Origin of the sequence: Actinobacillus equuli (assembly GCF_900636745.1) — a bacterium.
GTDB classification, from domain to species: Bacteria; Pseudomonadota; Gammaproteobacteria; order Enterobacterales; family Pasteurellaceae; genus Actinobacillus; species Actinobacillus equuli.
In genome coordinates, this window is record NZ_LR134310.1 from 404,732 (window position 1) to 420,781 (window position 16,050).

The 16,050-nt window shown below is 40.4% G+C and carries 15 protein-coding genes; 5 read left to right on the forward strand and 10 right to left on the reverse strand.

The window, feature by feature from the left end; all coding sequences use genetic code 11:
- Positions 1 to 64 precede the first annotated feature (64 nt).
- Together EL121_RS01810 and EL121_RS01815 are read left to right on the forward strand one after the other, a co-directional pair.
- Complete coding sequence (locus EL121_RS01810; RefSeq protein ID WP_039197241.1) at positions 65 to 637, forward strand: hypothetical protein; 573 nt, start codon at positions 65 to 67, stop codon at positions 635 to 637.
- Positions 638 to 697: 60 nt separating this feature from the next.
- Positions 698 to 1,171, forward strand: a complete 474-nt coding sequence (locus EL121_RS01815) for a hypothetical protein (RefSeq protein WP_039197243.1) — start codon at positions 698 to 700, stop codon at positions 1,169 to 1,171.
- A 29-nt stretch (positions 1,172 to 1,200) separates the two neighbouring features.
- Here EL121_RS01815 and ubiH read toward each other — a convergent pair whose 3' ends face one another.
- The 3 genes from ubiH to selD are packed head-to-tail and all read right to left on the reverse strand — an operon-like array spanning position 1,201 to position 3,930.
- Positions 1,201 to 2,400, reverse strand: a complete 1,200-nt coding sequence (ubiH, locus tag EL121_RS01820; protein WP_039197245.1) for a 2-octaprenyl-6-methoxyphenyl hydroxylase — start codon at positions 2,398 to 2,400, stop codon at positions 1,201 to 1,203.
- A 9-nt stretch (positions 2,401 to 2,409) separates the two neighbouring features.
- A complete protein-coding gene (locus EL121_RS01825; protein WP_039197247.1) occupies positions 2,410 to 2,865 on the reverse strand; it encodes an NUDIX hydrolase in 456 nt (151 codons plus the stop codon).
- 21 nt (positions 2,866 to 2,886) lie between these two features.
- Complete coding sequence (selD, locus tag EL121_RS01830) at positions 2,887 to 3,930, reverse strand: selenide, water dikinase SelD (protein ID WP_081978362.1); 1,044 nt, start codon at positions 3,928 to 3,930, stop codon at positions 2,887 to 2,889.
- A gap of 141 nt (positions 3,931 to 4,071) precedes the next feature.
- Here selD and prfB point away from each other — a divergent pair.
- Both prfB and EL121_RS01840 read left to right on the forward strand, forming a co-directional pair.
- Positions 4,072 to 5,170, forward strand: a protein-coding gene (prfB, locus tag EL121_RS01835) for a peptide chain release factor 2 (RefSeq protein ID WP_100068066.1) whose coding sequence is annotated in 2 segments (ribosomal slippage) — positions 4,072 to 4,146 and positions 4,148 to 5,170 — 1,098 coding nt in all. Because the reading frame shifts where the segments join, the coding sequence is not laid out codon by codon here.
- Positions 5,171 to 5,239: 69 nt separating this feature from the next.
- On the forward strand, positions 5,240 to 6,214 hold the full coding sequence (locus EL121_RS01840) for an AEC family transporter (RefSeq protein WP_039197251.1): 975 nt from the start codon (positions 5,240 to 5,242) through the stop codon (positions 6,212 to 6,214).
- 80 nt (positions 6,215 to 6,294) lie between these two features.
- Here EL121_RS01840 and EL121_RS01845 read toward each other — a convergent pair whose 3' ends face one another.
- From EL121_RS01845 to EL121_RS01855, 3 genes are all read right to left on the reverse strand, one after another.
- A complete protein-coding gene (locus EL121_RS01845; RefSeq protein WP_039197253.1) occupies positions 6,295 to 7,383 on the reverse strand; it encodes a 5-methyltetrahydropteroyltriglutamate--homocysteine S-methyltransferase in 1,089 nt (362 codons plus the stop codon).
- A 129-nt stretch (positions 7,384 to 7,512) separates the two neighbouring features.
- A complete protein-coding gene (gene pyrE, locus EL121_RS01850) occupies positions 7,513 to 8,157 on the reverse strand; it encodes an orotate phosphoribosyltransferase (protein WP_039197254.1) in 645 nt (214 codons plus the stop codon).
- Between the two features lie 81 nt (positions 8,158 to 8,238).
- Positions 8,239 to 9,081, reverse strand: coding sequence for a 23S rRNA (adenine(2030)-N(6))-methyltransferase RlmJ (locus EL121_RS01855; protein ID WP_039197256.1), 843 nt, complete (start codon positions 9,079 to 9,081; stop codon positions 8,239 to 8,241).
- A gap of 195 nt (positions 9,082 to 9,276) precedes the next feature.
- On the opposite strand from EL121_RS01855, the gene ampD reads away from it, so the two are divergent.
- Positions 9,277 to 9,828, forward strand: coding sequence for a 1,6-anhydro-N-acetylmuramyl-L-alanine amidase AmpD (gene ampD, locus EL121_RS01860; protein ID WP_039197258.1), 552 nt, complete (start codon positions 9,277 to 9,279; stop codon positions 9,826 to 9,828).
- Positions 9,829 to 10,369: 541 nt separating this feature from the next.
- Here the strand turns inward: ampD and rluA are convergent.
- The 4 genes from rluA to EL121_RS01880 form a co-directional block, all read right to left on the reverse strand.
- Entirely contained in the window at positions 10,370 to 11,038 is a 669-nt protein-coding gene (gene rluA, locus EL121_RS01865) for a bifunctional tRNA pseudouridine(32) synthase/23S rRNA pseudouridine(746) synthase RluA (RefSeq protein WP_039197260.1), read from the reverse strand.
- 115 nt (positions 11,039 to 11,153) lie between these two features.
- On the reverse strand, positions 11,154 to 14,063 hold the full coding sequence (gene rapA / locus EL121_RS01870) for an RNA polymerase-associated protein RapA (protein ID WP_039197263.1): 2,910 nt from the start codon (positions 14,061 to 14,063) through the stop codon (positions 11,154 to 11,156).
- A gap of 149 nt (positions 14,064 to 14,212) precedes the next feature.
- Positions 14,213 to 14,581, reverse strand: a complete 369-nt coding sequence (locus EL121_RS01875) for a hypothetical protein (RefSeq protein WP_014991814.1) — start codon at positions 14,579 to 14,581, stop codon at positions 14,213 to 14,215.
- A gap of 92 nt (positions 14,582 to 14,673) precedes the next feature.
- On the reverse strand, positions 14,674 to 15,999 hold the full coding sequence (locus EL121_RS01880; RefSeq protein ID WP_039197265.1) for an anti-phage deoxyguanosine triphosphatase: 1,326 nt from the start codon (positions 15,997 to 15,999) through the stop codon (positions 14,674 to 14,676).
- Positions 16,000 to 16,050: the final 51 nt, after the last annotated feature.

A 16,050-nucleotide genomic window follows, 5' to 3' on the forward strand; every position in this document is an offset into this window, starting at 1 on the left:
TACAATGATAGAATTACAAGGTTAGTGCTTAACAGTACTAACCTTTTTCATATAGGATAATCACATGAATAAATTTACTAAAATCAGCGCAGCAGCGCTATTCGCATTCTTTTTAAGTGCTTGCGATAAACCGGAAAATAAAACGGCAGAAGTGCAAGCAACACAAGCAGAAACTAAAACTACTGCGGTAGATACCGGTGCACAAGACTATAAAAAGTTCCAAGAATGGCAACAACTACAAGAAAAATCAATTGGCGAAGCTATCAATAGCGCAATTGAAAAATTGGGTGACAAAGCAAAAGATGCTGCCCTAATTCAAACAACCATGAATAAAGCGATTCTTGAGCAAATTGAAAATATCCAAAAAAGTGCGGCAACTTTAGAAATCAAAGATCCGCAAGTAAAAGTACTTAAGGATAAATCGCTTGAAGCCATGGCATTAGGCGCAAAAATGATCGCTGAAAACGACAAACTTGCTAAAAATCCAACACCTGAAGCACACAAAGCTTTTGGCGAACTGCAAGCTCAATTAGACAAAATTGCAATGGAAGGTCAAAAAATTGAAGCGGAATTAGCAACTAAATATGGCGCTGCTCCAGCTCCAGCTCCAGCTCCAGCTCCAGCTCCAGCTCAATAATTATATCTTTATCGGCTAGGCAACGCCTAGCCTTTTCACTCGGCAGCAAACGGCATCAAAATGCACAACATAATAAAAATTATTATTTCTTATTCACTTATTTTCGGTCTTATCGGTTGTACTACACAAGAAAACCACTCCCCTCAAGCTGATTTCAAACGCTTTCATCATTGGGATGAAGTGTATGGCAATGATTACATCCAAGCGACTGCATTTGCGATGTATGGCTTAGAAAGTGCCACAAACAAATATGCCCGTATTGAAACTATGCAGAACTATTTAGAAGAAGTCGATACAATTCAAGCGTCTTTAAACTATTTAGATATTCAAAACGATGAAATTCTACCAATCAAAAATATCGGCTTAAAAGCATTACAATTAAGTCAAGAAACATTCAGAGATATGATTAAATTAGAATCTCAACCTGATGAAGCTCTGGCTCAATCGGTTCAAGATAAAGGGCGAATCATTACCCAATTAGGTAATGAAATCTCACATGAAAAATTAAAATTAATGAAGAAATATCAGTTATAAACAAAAGGACGCTAATGCGTCCTGTTGTTTCATTGCCAACCTAAAGCTTTATTCGCAATATTTTCTCGCAATAACTTGCTATGCGAAATAGCAAATAATCCCACATTTCTGACCGCTTGCAGCGGTAACAAATCGCAAGAAAATAGTGAAATCAGACCGCTTGTTAATGAAATAATTTGCGCTTGGTCGTGCTTTCTTAATTGTTCAAATTGATTTAATAGCGCAAACTCACCTAAATCCTTCCCTTGTTCAAAGGCTTTTGCCAACAGTTGTGCAAGGGTAAACAGATCTCGCATTCCAAGATTAAAGCCCTGTCCCGCAACCGGATGCAATAATTGTGCCGCATTACCCACAATCGCCAAACGATGATGAATATGCGATTGCGCTTTTTGCGAAGTGAGTGGATAAACAAACCGCTTACTGACTCGCTCAAACCTCCCTAATTTCCAACCGAATTGCTGCTGTAATTGCGAAAGAAATTCATCATCGGAAAGCTCCATCAAATCTTCAGCTTGTTTCACACACCACACTAATGATATTCGGTTATCACTTAGCGGTAACAATGCTAACGGACCTTGCGTAGTAAAACGCTCAAAAGCCTGACCTTGGTGTGGTTCACTAATTTCGACATTTGCAATTAAAGCTGATTGTTGATAATCCTTTAATAGCTCAGTTTCAACGCCACACTGCTGAGCAATGTGGGATTGAATCCCATCTGCAGCAATTATCAGCAATGTTCTAATGTGTTCGCCATTTTTTAACGTAAGCGAAACCTCAGTTTGTGAACGTTCACAATGAACAATTTGATTCGGACAAAACCAATGAATATTCGGCTGCTGCTCAATACAAGCGGTCAAATTTTTACCTAATTTTGCAAGCTCAACCACTACACCTAATTGTGCTAAATTCAGTTCACTCGCTTTCAGTGTCGCTTTACCGAAATGTCCGAGATCCGACACCTGAATCTGCTGGATTGGCGTTGCAATTTGCTGAATTTGTTCGGCAAGTTCCCCACCAACAAGCGGTCGAATTTGGGCAAATTTTTGCAAACTGCCTTGTGCTAATGCAATGCTACGTGCGTCAAAACCACCTTGTTGCACATAATCAGGCAACTGTTTTTCAACGATCGCAATCCGCATTTTATGCAGCGACAAGCTACTTAACGCCAATGCCAATACCGAACCGGTTACCGCTCCGCCAACAATGACCACATCAAATTGCTCTGCCATTTCCACCTCTTATTCAAATACACGTAATACATCAAGCGGGTAGCTCTCACCACTCAAATAATCTTCGAGCGATTGAGTGACTAACGGATTACGTTCGCACTGTCCTTCCTGCTGAATAAAATGCTTAAATTCATCTAAACTCAGCCAAAAACCTTGAGTAATATCGCTATCCTGCGGCGCAATCAGCGCAAAATCGTCTAATTCAACCGCAAATACAAAACGTAAATAATCGGTCTGTGAACGAGGTGCGTGCCATTGATAAATCTTAATTAAACGTTGGGCTTCGGCACGAATCCCTGTTTCCTCAAATAACTCTCTACTCGCCCCTTCCAACAACGTTTCATTTGCTTCCAAATGCCCTGCCGGTTGGTTTAAGGTTCGTTTACCGTATTCGATTTCTTCCACAAATAAAAATTTACCTTTGCAATGCACTACACAGGCTAACGTGATATTCGGTTTATGCATATTCGTTCCTCGCTTTTTCGCTTAAATGACCTCAATTAACGGCTTCGCATCGTTCGCTTCAAGTAAACGCCCCACCCTAAATAAAGGCACATTGGCTTGTTTTGCAATTTGTTTTACATTTTCAACCGCTTGCGGACGTACCGCAATCAACAAACCGCCTGATGTTTGCGGATCGCATAAAATCGCCTTTTGTTCATCGGTCATAGCTGAAATCAAATGTCCATAGCTGTCAAAGTTACGGTTCGTTCCGCCCGGTACAGCACCTTGAGTGATATAGTCTTTTACACCGTCTAACGTATGAATTTCGGCAAAATTCACTTCGGCACGTACATTAGAGCCTTGGCAAATTTCACTCAAATGCCCTAGCAAACCGAAACCGGTTACATCCGTCATTGCCGTCACATCTGCTAATTGTGAAAATTGTGCACCAATCAAATTAATCTGACACATCACATCACGCGCCAAATTCTGATGTTCTGCTTTTAATAAACCTTTTTTCTCGGCGGTTGTCAGCACACCGATACCGAGCGGTTTGGTTAAAAACAACTCGCACCCGGCTTCTGCTGAAGCATTCTTTTTCACTTGTTCAGTGTTAACCATACCGGTTACCGCTAGCCCGAAAATCGGTTCAGGCGAATCAATCGAATGACCGCCGGCTAAGGCAATACCGGCTTGCTGACAAGCAAAACGCCCACCTTCCACAATTTTTTGTGCTACCTCCGCCGGCAACTTGTTTACCGGGAAGCCTAAAATGGCAATCGCCATAATCGGCTTACCGCCCATTGCAAACACATCACTCAACGCATTTGCCGCCGCAATGCGCCCGAAATCAAACGGATCATCGACAATAGGCATAAAAAAGTCTGTAGTGCTGATAATACCAACGCCATTACCGATGTCATACACAGCGGCATCATCGGCGGTCTCATTACCCACTAATAAATTCGGATCAACAAATTTTTCCAGCTGACTTTGTAAAATTGTCCCTAATACCTTAGGAGAAATTTTACAGCCTCAACCGGCACCGTGACTGTATTGCGTCAAACGAATCGGTTCTTCCGCCATGTTATACCTCGTAATCTATTCCAGAATCTCGCTATTGTACGTCAACAAATGGTTAGATTTGAGCAATTTTTTGCAAAAATCCCCAAAAAAATGACCGCTTGCGCTATAATTCTCGGTCAATTTTAAAAGAGGGAAAAAATAATGTTTGAACTGAATCCAATTAAAACTCAATTAGCCGATTTAACCGAGCGTACTAACGTACTTCGGGGGTATCTTTGACTTTGATGCCAAAGTCGAACGCTTAGAAGAAGTCAATGCCGAATTAGAACAACCAGAAATTTGGAATACGCCGGAAAAAGCCCAAGCATTAGGTAAAGAACGTTCTGCGTTAGAAATGGTGGTCAATACGATCCGTACACTAGATCAAGGTGTAGAAGATGTTGAAGGCTTAATCGAATTAGCCGTAGAGGCGGAAGACGAGGATACGTTTAACGAAGCACAAGCTGAAGCAAACGAATTAGAAGAAAAATTAGCGAAACTTGAATTCCAACGTATGTTTAGCGGTCAGCACGATGCAGCTGATTGTTATGTCGATTTACAAGCCGGCTCAGGCGGTACGGAAGCGCAAGACTGGACGGAAATGTTACTGCGAATGTATTTACGTTGGGCGGAAAGCAAAGGCTTTAAAACCGAGTTAATCGAAGTATCGGACGGTGATGTTGCTGGTTTAAAATCGGCAACCGTTAAAATTACCGGCGAATATGCGTTCGGCTGGTTACGTACCGAAACCGGTATTCACCGTTTAGTGCGTAAATCGCCATTTGACTCGAATAACCGCCGCCATACTTCATTTGCGGCTGCTTTCGTTTATCCGGAAATTGATGATGATATTGATATCGAAATCAATCCGGCGGATTTACGTATTGACGTGTATCGAGCTTCAGGAGCAGGTGGTCAGCACGTCAATAAAACCGAATCGGCGGTGCGTATTACTCATATTCCATCCGGTATTGTGGTGCAATGTCAGAACGGTCGTTCGCAACACCAAAACAAAGACCAGTGTATGAAGCAGCTTAAAGCGAAATTATACGAGATGGAAATGATGAAGAAGAATGCGGAAAAACAAGCGATGGAAGAAAGTAAATCGGATATCGGCTGGGGCAGCCAAATTCGTTCATACGTATTAGACGACTCTCGTATCAAAGATTTGCGTACCGGCGTTGAAAATCGCAATACCCAAGCGGTACTTGACGGTGACTTAGACAAATTTATTGAAGCTAGCCTTAAAGCAGGGCTTTAATTACAAGCGGTTGAATTTGTAAAAAATTTTGCAAATTTAACCGCTTGTTTGTTTTAGCGAGGAATCTCTATGTTTTTAGAAGCCCTTCAATTCAGTATTAGCACGACTTTGCCGACCATTCTATTAATGTTTGCTGGTATATTGTTGCGCCACAAAAAATATATTGATGATCATTTTTGTAATATGGCATCGAAAAGTCTGTTTAATTTTGCGATTCCTACCTTACTCTTTTTGAATATGCAAAAAGGCGAGTTAAATTATGCGGCAAATATTCCGCTAATTCTGACCGCGATTATCGGCACGCTGACAATCTACCTTGTTGCCGAATGGTGGGCGGGGAAATATATTGCAGACAAACCGTTTCGTGCCGTTTTCACTCAAGGCACATTCCGCAGTAACATTGCGATTCTTGGTTTGGCATTGATTATGAATGCTTACGGCAGCGAGGCGATGGCCTCTGCTTCGATTTACGTGGCTGTCTCTGTGATTTTATTCAATACATTAGCAGTTATCACACTGACTAAAGCATTTAGTGACGGCAAACCTAAGCTCTGCAAATTATTTATTTCCATTTTGAAAAATCCGTTGATTATTGGTTTGGTGCTTGGGCTTATCTTCAACGAACTCAAACTGGAATTACCTACCCCATTACTTAAAACCGGGCAAGCTATTGGCGGGCTCACCTTGCCACTTGCGCTTATTTGTACCGGTGCAAGTATTGATTTTAAACAGCTACGCAAATTTAAAAAGGGCGAAGACAGTACAACTAACCGTTTAGTTTTACTTTCTGCGAGCATTCGCTTATTCGTCGCCCCTGTTTTCCTATTCAGTTTAGGTAAATGGGTATTCGACTTATCACCAATGGAACTTGGTATCGTCTTTCTTAGCACTTCAGCACCGACTGCCGCCGCCACTTATGCGATGATTCGTAATTACGGCGGCGATGCTGTTTCTACGGCTAATTTAATTGGTATTACAACAGTCGGTTCAATGTTTACTTCTAGCTTTGGCTTGCTGATCTTACGTCAGCTTGGCTGGGTGTAACTTGCAAAAAAATTATAAAAAATGACCGCTTGCATATCTAACAAGCGGTCATTTTTACTTAAAAAGTTGCAAATGAAGAATTAATCTTCGCCCCACACTTCTTTCGCAATTTCTTCCACGTGACGCACCTTCGCCCATTGCTGTGCTTCAGTCATCACATTGCCTTCTTCGGTTGAAGCAAAGCCACATTGCGGACTTAAGCAAAGTTGCTCAAGCGGTACATATTTCGCCGCTTCGGCAATACGTGCTTTAATCGCTTCTTTGTCTTCTAATTCCGGGAATTTTGAGCTCACTAAACCTAACACTACACGACCTTTATTGTTCGCAAAGTGTTTTAACGGCTCAAAACCGCCAGAACGTTCATCATCATATTCTAAGAAGTAACCGTCATAATTGGTTTGACCGAATAAACCGTCAGCGATTGGGTCGTAAGCGCCTTCTAATAAATAAGAAGATTTATAGTTACCACGGCAAACGTGAGTCGTAACGGTTAAATCTGCCGGTTTGTCCGCTAAAATCGCTTGAATATTCGCAACTGCTTGCGCTTTATCCGCTTCAAAGGTCGGTTGTTGATAGTTGTTGCAGAGCGATCCCCAATACACATCATCAATTTGTAAATAACGGCAACCTGCATCATAGAACGCTTTAATCGCCTCTTTATAAGCTTGCTGAACATCTTTAGCAAATTCTTCACGGGTTGCGTAGATACCGTGATCCCATTGTGCCGGATACATTAATTGGTTCGGACTTGGAATCGTGAATTTTGCTACTGCTCTGCCCGCAACAATCGCATTGAATTTTTTGAAATGTTCAAGGAATGGATGGTTTGGATTCCAAGAGACTTTTCCGCAACAGCGAGTGTTGTAAGGACGCACTTCTACACCTTTGAATGCATACGCTTTTTCAGGTACATAACCTTCGATTCCGTTCAAGTTTTCTAAGAAATCGATATGCCACCAAGAACGATGGAATTCACCGTCTGTTACCACTTGAATGCCCGCATCTAATTGTGCCTGTACTAATTTTTTGACTTCTTCTTCAACAATCGCATCACGTGCTTCAAGAGAAATTGTGCCAGCTTTGTAGTCTGCGTGTGCCTTTTTCCAAGCGTCTGTTCTTAAATATGAACCCACAGTATCTGCATGAAAAGGTAATGTTTTATTTGCCATTTTTTACTCCGTATATTCTTATTTGTTATCACTGAGATTAATTTAAGTGAAATTTCATTTCAGAACAAGCCCAGTTGATGCTTTTCTCAGATGAAAGTTATCTTTATTTATTATGAATAAAATTCATAATCACTCAACACCGTATTGTTCACGATATGCTTTCATTGCTGCTAAATATGGTGCATATTGCTCTGATTTCTCAATAAATTGTAGTAAATCGTCAAAATCAACAATTGAGAAAACTTGACAACCGTAATCACGTTCAACTTCTTGAATCGCAGAAAGCTCTCCTTTGCCCTTTTCTTTACGGTTTAATGCAATCAACACACCAGCTAATTCCGCTTGGTTTGCATTAATGATTTCCATCGACTCACGAATTGCCGTGCCAGCGGTAATTACATCATCAACCAATAAAATTTTGCCTTTTAGCGGTGACCCGATAAGGTTGCCGCCTTCGCCGTGATCTTTTGCTTCTTTACGGTTAAAACAGCAAGGCTTATCCACATTAAATTGATTTACTAACGCAACTGCAACCGTGGTTGCAATTGGGATACCTTTATAAGCCGGCCCGAAAAGTACATCAAAATTCAGGCCGCTTGCTTGGATTGCTTGCGCATAAAACTCACCGAGTTTGGCAAGATCTCTGCCGGTATTGAATAAGCCCGCATTAAAAAAGTAAGGGCTTTTTCTCCCTGATTTCAGGGTAAATTCACCGAATTTTAAAACATTACGGCTTAATGCAAATTCAATAAAATCGTGTTTATATTGTTCCATTTTTATCCTCTATAAGCGGTTATTTTTACTAAAAAAATGACAAAAAAATCCCCTAACCTAATCAAAGGCTAGGGGAAAAGATTATTCAGGGGTAATCCATTCAACAGACCAACTACCCGTACCTTCCGGCACAAGCACTTCCGTTAAATAAGGTAGAATTTTTTTCATCTGGCTTTCTAATTGCCAAGGCGGGTTAATCACAATCATACCGCTTGCCGTCATGCCTCGTTGATCCGAATCCGGACGCACCGCCAATTCAATTTGTAAAATTTTGCGGATACCGGTATCAGCTAAACCACGCACAATACGTTTAGTATGCTGACGTAACACCACCGGATACCAAATCGCATAAATCCCCGTAGCAAAACGTTTATAGCCTTCCTCAATCGCTTTCACCACCAACTCATAATCTTCTTTTAATTCATACGGCGGATCGATTAACACAAATCCACGGCGTTCTTTCGGCGGCAATGCGGATTTTAATTGCTGAAAACCGTTTTCACGCTTAGTCACCACATTCGCTTTCTTAGCAAACTCTTGGCGTAACAACGGGAAATCGTTCGGATGTAACTCGGTTAAAATTGCACGATCTTGTGGACGTAACTGATTAACCGCTAATAACGGCGAACCGGCATAATAACGTAATTTCTCACCTTTATTGATTTTTTTCAGTTCATCAATATATAGCGCGACTTCTTCCGGTAAATCCGTACGTTCCCATAAACGGGCTACACCTTCTAAATATTCGCCGGTTTTCTCTGATTCTGCACTCAATAGGCTATAACGACCAACACCGGAGTGGGTATCAAGATAAAGAAAGCCTTTATCTTTCTGTTTTAATGATTGTAAAATCAACAACTGAACAATATGTTTTACCACATCGGCGTGGTTTCCAGCATGGAAACTATGGCGATAACTAAGCATGATTCTCTCTTTTTCAATAAGTTAATTTGTCAATTTTAACACGGAATAACATAGAAAACACGGAAATGTAACACAATTTGGGCTTACGTTGTGTCACATTTTATGCGAAAGCAATATTTTCATGAACATCCGTTCAGTAATTTTTTTACGTATCCACTTCACAAGGTTAACACCAGAATAAACATAAGGCAGAATATGAATCTTACAATTCAAAACGGTAAATTAATTCACCAACGACAAGTTCCATCCCCTCATTTTAATCAAAGACCTAAAGAAAATGATATTTCACTCCTCGTGATTCATTATATTAGTCTACCGCCGGAAGAATTCGGTAATAATTTTATCGACCAATTTTTTCAAGGAAATCTAGATCCGACCATTCATCCTTATTTTGAAGAAATAAAAGACCTACGTGTTTCTGCACATTGTTTAATTAATCGCAAGGGAGAAATTACCCAATATGTAAATTTTAATGATATGGCATGGCATGCAGGATTATCCGAATTTAACGGACGAGATAAATGTAATGAATATTCGATAGGTATTGAATTGGAGGGAAGTAACAACCAGCCTTTTACTGAGCAACAATATCAATCTCTCGCAAGCTTAACTAAGGAAATCATGGCTATATATCCGGATATCACGCTTGATCGCATTGCTGGACATAATGACATTGCCCCCGGTAGAAAAATTGACCCGGGGCAATATTTTGATTGGCAATATTATATAAAATTAATAACTAAATAAAATTTATATAATATATACTCAATTTAAAGTTGAAATATTTTAATACTCATTCATATCTCAAATTTTAAATAAAAAAAAGGGCTAGGTGATTAGCCTAGCCAGTAAGATAATATAATGAATAAAATTTTCTTAGTTATTTAACGACTGTCCCCTCTGCAATATGTGGCATTGCCGAAGTTACGAAATATATTCTATTCGAAATAAAATAAATTACAAGCTATTTTTTAAATGAAAGATAAATTATTTATCTAGCTTTCGTTTTAAAACATATTTTTGAACAAAATACATAATATAACTATGATTAAGATTAAAACTACTTACATTCATCATATTAAAAATATAGAACACTATACACTAATTTAATAACTAATATTTGAAGCAAAAAAAAGCTAGTTCCGAAGAACTAGCAATATTAGGAATGAATAAAATTTTCTGAGTCATCTTAGATGATCAATTCCTTAACAAGGGCTAACTTGTTACGAAACAGTTATATAATAACTTTAATTTACACTAAAGTAAAGTTAATTAAATAAAAATTTACTTAAAATTCAGCAGTTGCATTAAAAGTCATCAATTCCCCGGTAATCGGATGCGTAATGATTAAACTTTCTGCATGTAGACATAAACGAGGCGATAAACTTTTGGCTAACGGATTAGCATAAAATTTATCACCGAGAATCGGATGTCCTAACGCAAGCGAATGCACTCTTAGCTGATGTGAACGACCGGTAATCGGGGTAAGCTTCACTCGAGTGGTATTATTCGGTAAATGAGCCAATACTTCGTAATGCGTAATCGCCTTTTTGCCTCGTTCATAACAAATTTTCTGACGAGGGCGATTTTCCCAGTCACAAATCAGTGGAAAATTCATTTCGCCGGTATCACCGACCTTTTCGCCTAATTTGCCCCAAAGCAAAGCGATATAATGCTTTTTCGGCTCTCGTTCACGAAATTGACGCTTTAACTCTTTCTCCGCCGCTTTACTGAGAGCGAATAACAGAATGCCGCTGGTTGCCATATCCAAACGGTGTGCAGGTTCGGTAAAGCCGTATTTCTGCTGTACACGGGTCATTGCACTATCATAATACTCCGGACGATTGCCCGGTACGGAAAGCAACCCACTCGGTTTATTAATTACTAAAATATGATTGTCACGATAGACTTCCGTTAAAAACGGTTCAAGCGGGGGATGATATTCAATTAATGCCATTTTGGTTACCATAAAAAACACGGAATGAACGAATACATCGAACAAGCGGTGAATTTTGAAGTTTTTTCTGCAAATTCATGCTTGCCGTATTTCCGTCTATTCCGTGATAAATACACTATTCTTTATTACTTACAATGACACGTAAGCTGTCTAAACGCCAATTCGCTAATGCAATTTGATTAAGCGATTCGATACGTTGTTTTTCCAATGCATCAATTTCATCAGCACGAATATTTTTATTCACCGCTTGTAACGAGGTCAAACGGTGCAATTCCGCACTTAATGTACTATCCGCATCTTGGCTGGCTTTTTCGATTAATTCCGGTAAATTGGCTGCGATTTTTTGCTCGCTGATACTAATCAATTTCTTAATATCCGCTTGCGCCATTTTCGCAATTTTATTTGCCATTTGTTTATTCACCGGTTTTAACTGCTTCTCAAGCCCTGCAAACGACACTTGAGCCGCCATATCGTTACCTTTATTATCTAATAGGATACGTACCGGTGTCGGCGGTAAGAAACGGGTCAGATTCAAACCTTTCGGTGCTTGTGTTTCCACCATATAAATTGCTTCAAGCAATAAAGTACCTGCCGGTAAGTTTTTATTAATCAGTAACGAAATTGCCGATTTACCGATGTCGCCGGAAGTAATCAAATCAATACCGTTACGAATCATTGGGTGATCCCAAGTTAAAAACTCGACATCTTCTCGCATTAAGGCAAGCTGACGATCAAAGGTGACTGTCGTACCGTCTTCCGCAATACCCGGGAAGTCAGGTACAAGCATATGACCGGTCGGGCTAATCACGATAGATTGCTCACCTAAATCTTCCTGCTCTAGACCGATAACATCAAATAAACTCAAAGCAAAATTGACTAAGTGCGGATTATTATCTTCTTTTGCGATCGCTTCAGCCAACTCTTGTGCCGCTTCACCGCCATTTGAATTTAGCTCAAGTAAACGATCTCGACCTTGCTCTAATTCCGCTTTCAACTGTTGTTGGCGCTTAAAGGTTTTTGCAAGAAATTCGTCAAATCCGACCGCTTGCGGGTTCTTCAGGAAGATATCCAACTCTTCGCCGAATTCACGGAATAACGCAGCGCCCATCGGACAGGTTTCTTCAAACGCATTTAAACCTTGATGATACCAAGTCGCCAATACCATTTGCATTGAATTTTCAAAACACGGCACATGAATCTGAATGTCATTTTTCTGACCGATACGATCTAAACGTCCGATACTTTGTTCCAATAAGTCCGGATTATCCGGTAAATTGAACAACACTAAATTGCTAGCAAATTGGAAGTTACGACCTTCCGAGCCGATGCTTGAACTAATCAAGACCTGAGCCCCCTCTTCCATTTGTGCAAAATAAGCGGAAGCTCTGTCACGTTCCACAATTGACATTTTTTCGTGGAACACCGCCGAACGAATCGCTTCACGTTCACGTAGAATTTGTTCCAGCGCAATTGCTGTATCCGCTTGCTTACAAATGACTAAGATTTTCTCGTCACGGTGATTTTTCAGGAAGGTAATCAACCATTCGATACGAGGGTCGAAATCCGCCCATTTTGCCGCCGGATTCATACGTTGGAATAAACGTTCCGGATAAAGCTGATCATCTTTGGTTACACCGCCCATCATCCCCATCACTTTTAACGCATTGGTATATTGACTCGGCATTTCCAAGGTAATTTGATGATAAACACGATGCGGGAAACCTTTCACGCCCTGGCGCGTATTACGGAATAACACTCGGCTGGTACCGTGGCGGTCAATCAGCTCACGAATCAATTCTTGACGCACTTGCAAGCGGTCATTTTCTTTCGATTTTTCGCTATTGATCACTTTAAACATCGGTTCGGTATCTTGCTCACTGAGTAATTCCGCAATGCTATTTTGCTCTTCATTGCTTAACGGTTTGTCATTCAGTAAGCTTGCTACCGCATCCGCCACCGGTTTGTAATCTTTTTGTTCGGCAACAAAGCTGTTGTAATCATAGAAACGATCCGCATCCAATAATGCCAAACGGGCAAAATGGCTTTCTTGCCCTAATTGCTCAGGCGTTGCAGTGAGAAGCAATACTGCCGGAGTTTGTTTTGATAAACACTCAACAAATTGATAGCCGACACTCGGTTCGTTTTCCGACCATTCTAAGTGGTGCGCTTCATCCACGATAAGCATATTCCAATTGCTTGCCAATACTTGTTTAGCTCGATTCGGTGAACTTTCTAACCAGTCGATTGAAGCGATCACTAACGCTTCGCTATCAAACGGATTTTCGCTGACATCATTACCGTCTTCATCCGCTTTATCAAAATCGGCACAACGTTCTTCATCAAATAATGAGAATTTCAAGTTGAAACGGCGTAACATTTCAACTAGCCATTGATGTTGCAAACTTTCAGGCACGAGTACCAATACTCGTTCCACTCTGCCGGAGAAAAGCTGTTGCTGTAAAATCATCCCCGCTTCAATGGTTTTACCTAAACCGACTTCATCCGCTAATAACACACGAGGCGCAACACGCTGTCCGACTTCTTTAGCGATATGTAATTGGTGCGGAATTAAGCTCGCACGAATGCCTCGCATTCCACGTAACGGCGATTGAAATTGTGCTTGTTGATGTTGTAATGCCCGATAACGTAAAGCAAAACGGTCAGAACGGTCAATTTGTGCTGAAAATAAACGATCTTGCGGCTTGCTGAAACTCACTTTATGATCTAACTGCATTTCAGGCAATACTGCTTCTTCACCGGAATCCGATCGCTTACCTAAATAGATAATAAAGCCTTGGTTTTCGACAACCTCTTCAACATCTAACTGCCAACCTTCTACACTATTGATACGATCGCCTTTTTGAAATTGTACTCTTGTTAAAGGCGCAACCGAAAGTGCATAAATACGCTCTTCTTCTGCGGCTGGGAATTGAATAGTAACGGTACGATTATCACTTGCTGTTACGATACCTAAGCCTAAATTATTTTCTGATTCGCTAATCCAGCGCTGACCTACTACGAACATTTTGGGGTTATATCTCCTATCTATAAATTCCTATTTATTCTACCAAATTTAACGACTCAAAGCGGTCTGATTTATAAAGAATTTTGCAAATTTTGGGCATAAAAAAACCGCTTGCAACTAGCAAACGGTTTCTTTAAAAACATACCGGATTAGTTTTTATCTAAGTCTAAATCCGCTTTATATTCAATACGATTACGATTTTTTACTTCAATTTGAATATCTAACTCTTGATCACCACGTTCAAATTTAAGATCGGCATCATCTCTTTCAATTTCAGCCTCTGTTACTCGGAAACCATGACGTTTTGCGTGTGAAATCGCATTTTTAGCAATCACACGTACATCGTTACCACGTAAGCGATATTCCACTTCATATTCACCATTACCTTGGCGATCCGCTTTCACTAATTTACCGTTCGGGCGATAAATCTCACGAGGAATATCTACGGCAAATGCACTTGCAGCGGTAAATAAACCTAATGTGGTTGCTAATAAAGTTGCTTTCGATAACATTTTCATAATTGTCCTTCCATAATAAAGATAAAAAAATGGTAATACTCCATTTTGGCTTCACGTGAGACGAACAAATAACCGCTTAGTTCTTCAAATTTTTATAAACTTTGGTAAAGTTTGAACGCTTGCCCATCCGACATACTGGCTAGATAATCGCAAATCACACGAGGGCGTTTTGCCACTTCAGCCTGTTGCCAACGTAACGCAACATTTTGTGGTAATAAACGCTCCGGATCAGTACTTAACATATCGAATAATGCCATTAAAATTCGCTGACCTTTGTATTCCACTCTTTGCGTCTTCACATCACAAATCACATATTGATACACAAAGCGTTTTAAAATTTCCAACACACATTTCACATCGTCCGGTAAATAAGCGTTAAAACGTAGTAACGGCTCATCAAAGCCCGGCTGCTCACGCCATTGGACATTGGTCACAAAATAATTGACTAACGCACCGATTACATCTTTACGTTCATAACGATGTTGTGAAAATAATTTCTGGCTAAGGGTCGGTAAAATCGTTTGAATCCAACTAGAAGAACATTGTGCTAATTGTTGCTCTGCTTGTTGCCATGATTGTGGCGTGACCATACCGCCGGCAATCGCATCTTCCAAATCGTGTACGCCGTATGCAATATCATCGGCAAGTTCCATAATGCTGCAATCCAGCGATTTATATTTAGTTTTATGCGGTTCAAGCGAATCTTTACTGAAACTTATCGTACGCAATAATTTACGATCTTGCTCGCTTAACGGCGCTAATACCCAATCGAAAAAGGTTTGGTCATCGCTAAATATGCCTTTACAGGTTTTGAATTGGTGTAAATTGATATAGGGCGACTCGGCAAATTGCGGACGTGTTTGCGGTTCGGTTTCTTCAAGCAGTGCCGGATATTTAACAATTCCCAACAAGGTTCTGCGCGTGAGGTTCATACCGTGTTGCGGTGTATAAGGTTCAAGTTGGGTAACGATCCGAAATGACTGAGCATTACCTTCGAAACCACCATACTCATGCATTTTATAATTGAGCGCCATCTCTCCACCGTGTCCGAACGGCGGATGCCCAATGTCGTGAGCAAAGCAAAGCGATTCAATCAAACTACGAGATGGCAATAAAGCGGTTAAATTTTCAGCTAAATTTGCAAATTTTTGATCGGAAACGACCGCTTGAAAGGCTTGTTTTTCTCGTAATAATTTCGCACGGATACTACTGCCGATCTGCGCCACTTCAAGTGAATGGGTCAAGCGAGTACGATAAAAATCATCTTCACCGACTGCGTGAATCTGCGTTTTAGCTTGCAGGCAACGAAAGGCTTCGGAATGCAAAATTCTTGCGCGATCTCGCTGAAACGGTGAACGGTGGTCTTGTTCCCGTTTTTTATCCGCCAAAAAACGTTCGGTCCAAACATTCGAAATCATCTTTCCCCCTTTTTCATATATAATAACTGACTTTACGAATTTGATTTTACA

Excerpts from the sequence above, each read along its gene's own strand:
- ampD (WP_039197258.1), top strand. The coding sequence starts at position 9,277 with ATGAATCTTACAATTCAAAACGGTAAATTAATTCACCAACGACAAGTT.
- ubiH (WP_039197245.1), bottom strand. The coding sequence starts at position 2,400 with ATGGCAGAGCAATTTGATGTGGTCATTGTTGGCGGAGCGGTAACCGGT.
- EL121_RS01815 (WP_039197243.1), top strand. The coding sequence starts at position 698 with ATGCACAACATAATAAAAATTATTATTTCTTATTCACTTATTTTCGGT.
- EL121_RS01880 (WP_039197265.1), bottom strand. The coding sequence starts at position 15,999 with ATGATTTCGAATGTTTGGACCGAACGTTTTTTGGCGGATAAAAAACGG.
- EL121_RS01875 (WP_014991814.1), bottom strand. The coding sequence starts at position 14,581 with ATGAAAATGTTATCGAAAGCAACTTTATTAGCAACCACATTAGGTTTA.
- EL121_RS01840 (WP_039197251.1), top strand. The coding sequence starts at position 5,240 with ATGTTTTTAGAAGCCCTTCAATTCAGTATTAGCACGACTTTGCCGACC.
- EL121_RS01810 (WP_039197241.1), top strand. The coding sequence starts at position 65 with ATGAATAAATTTACTAAAATCAGCGCAGCAGCGCTATTCGCATTCTTT.
- rapA (WP_039197263.1), bottom strand. The coding sequence starts at position 14,063 with ATGTTCGTAGTAGGTCAGCGCTGGATTAGCGAATCAGAAAATAATTTA.
- pyrE (WP_039197254.1), bottom strand. The coding sequence starts at position 8,157 with ATGGAACAATATAAACACGATTTTATTGAATTTGCATTAAGCCGTAAT.
- EL121_RS01855 (WP_039197256.1), bottom strand. The coding sequence starts at position 9,081 with ATGCTTAGTTATCGCCATAGTTTCCATGCTGGAAACCACGCCGATGTG.
- rluA (WP_039197260.1), bottom strand. The coding sequence starts at position 11,038 with ATGGCATTAATTGAATATCATCCCCCGCTTGAACCGTTTTTAACGGAA.
- EL121_RS01845 (WP_039197253.1), bottom strand. The coding sequence starts at position 7,383 with ATGGCAAATAAAACATTACCTTTTCATGCAGATACTGTGGGTTCATAT.
- EL121_RS01825 (WP_039197247.1), bottom strand. The coding sequence starts at position 2,865 with ATGCATAAACCGAATATCACGTTAGCCTGTGTAGTGCATTGCAAAGGT.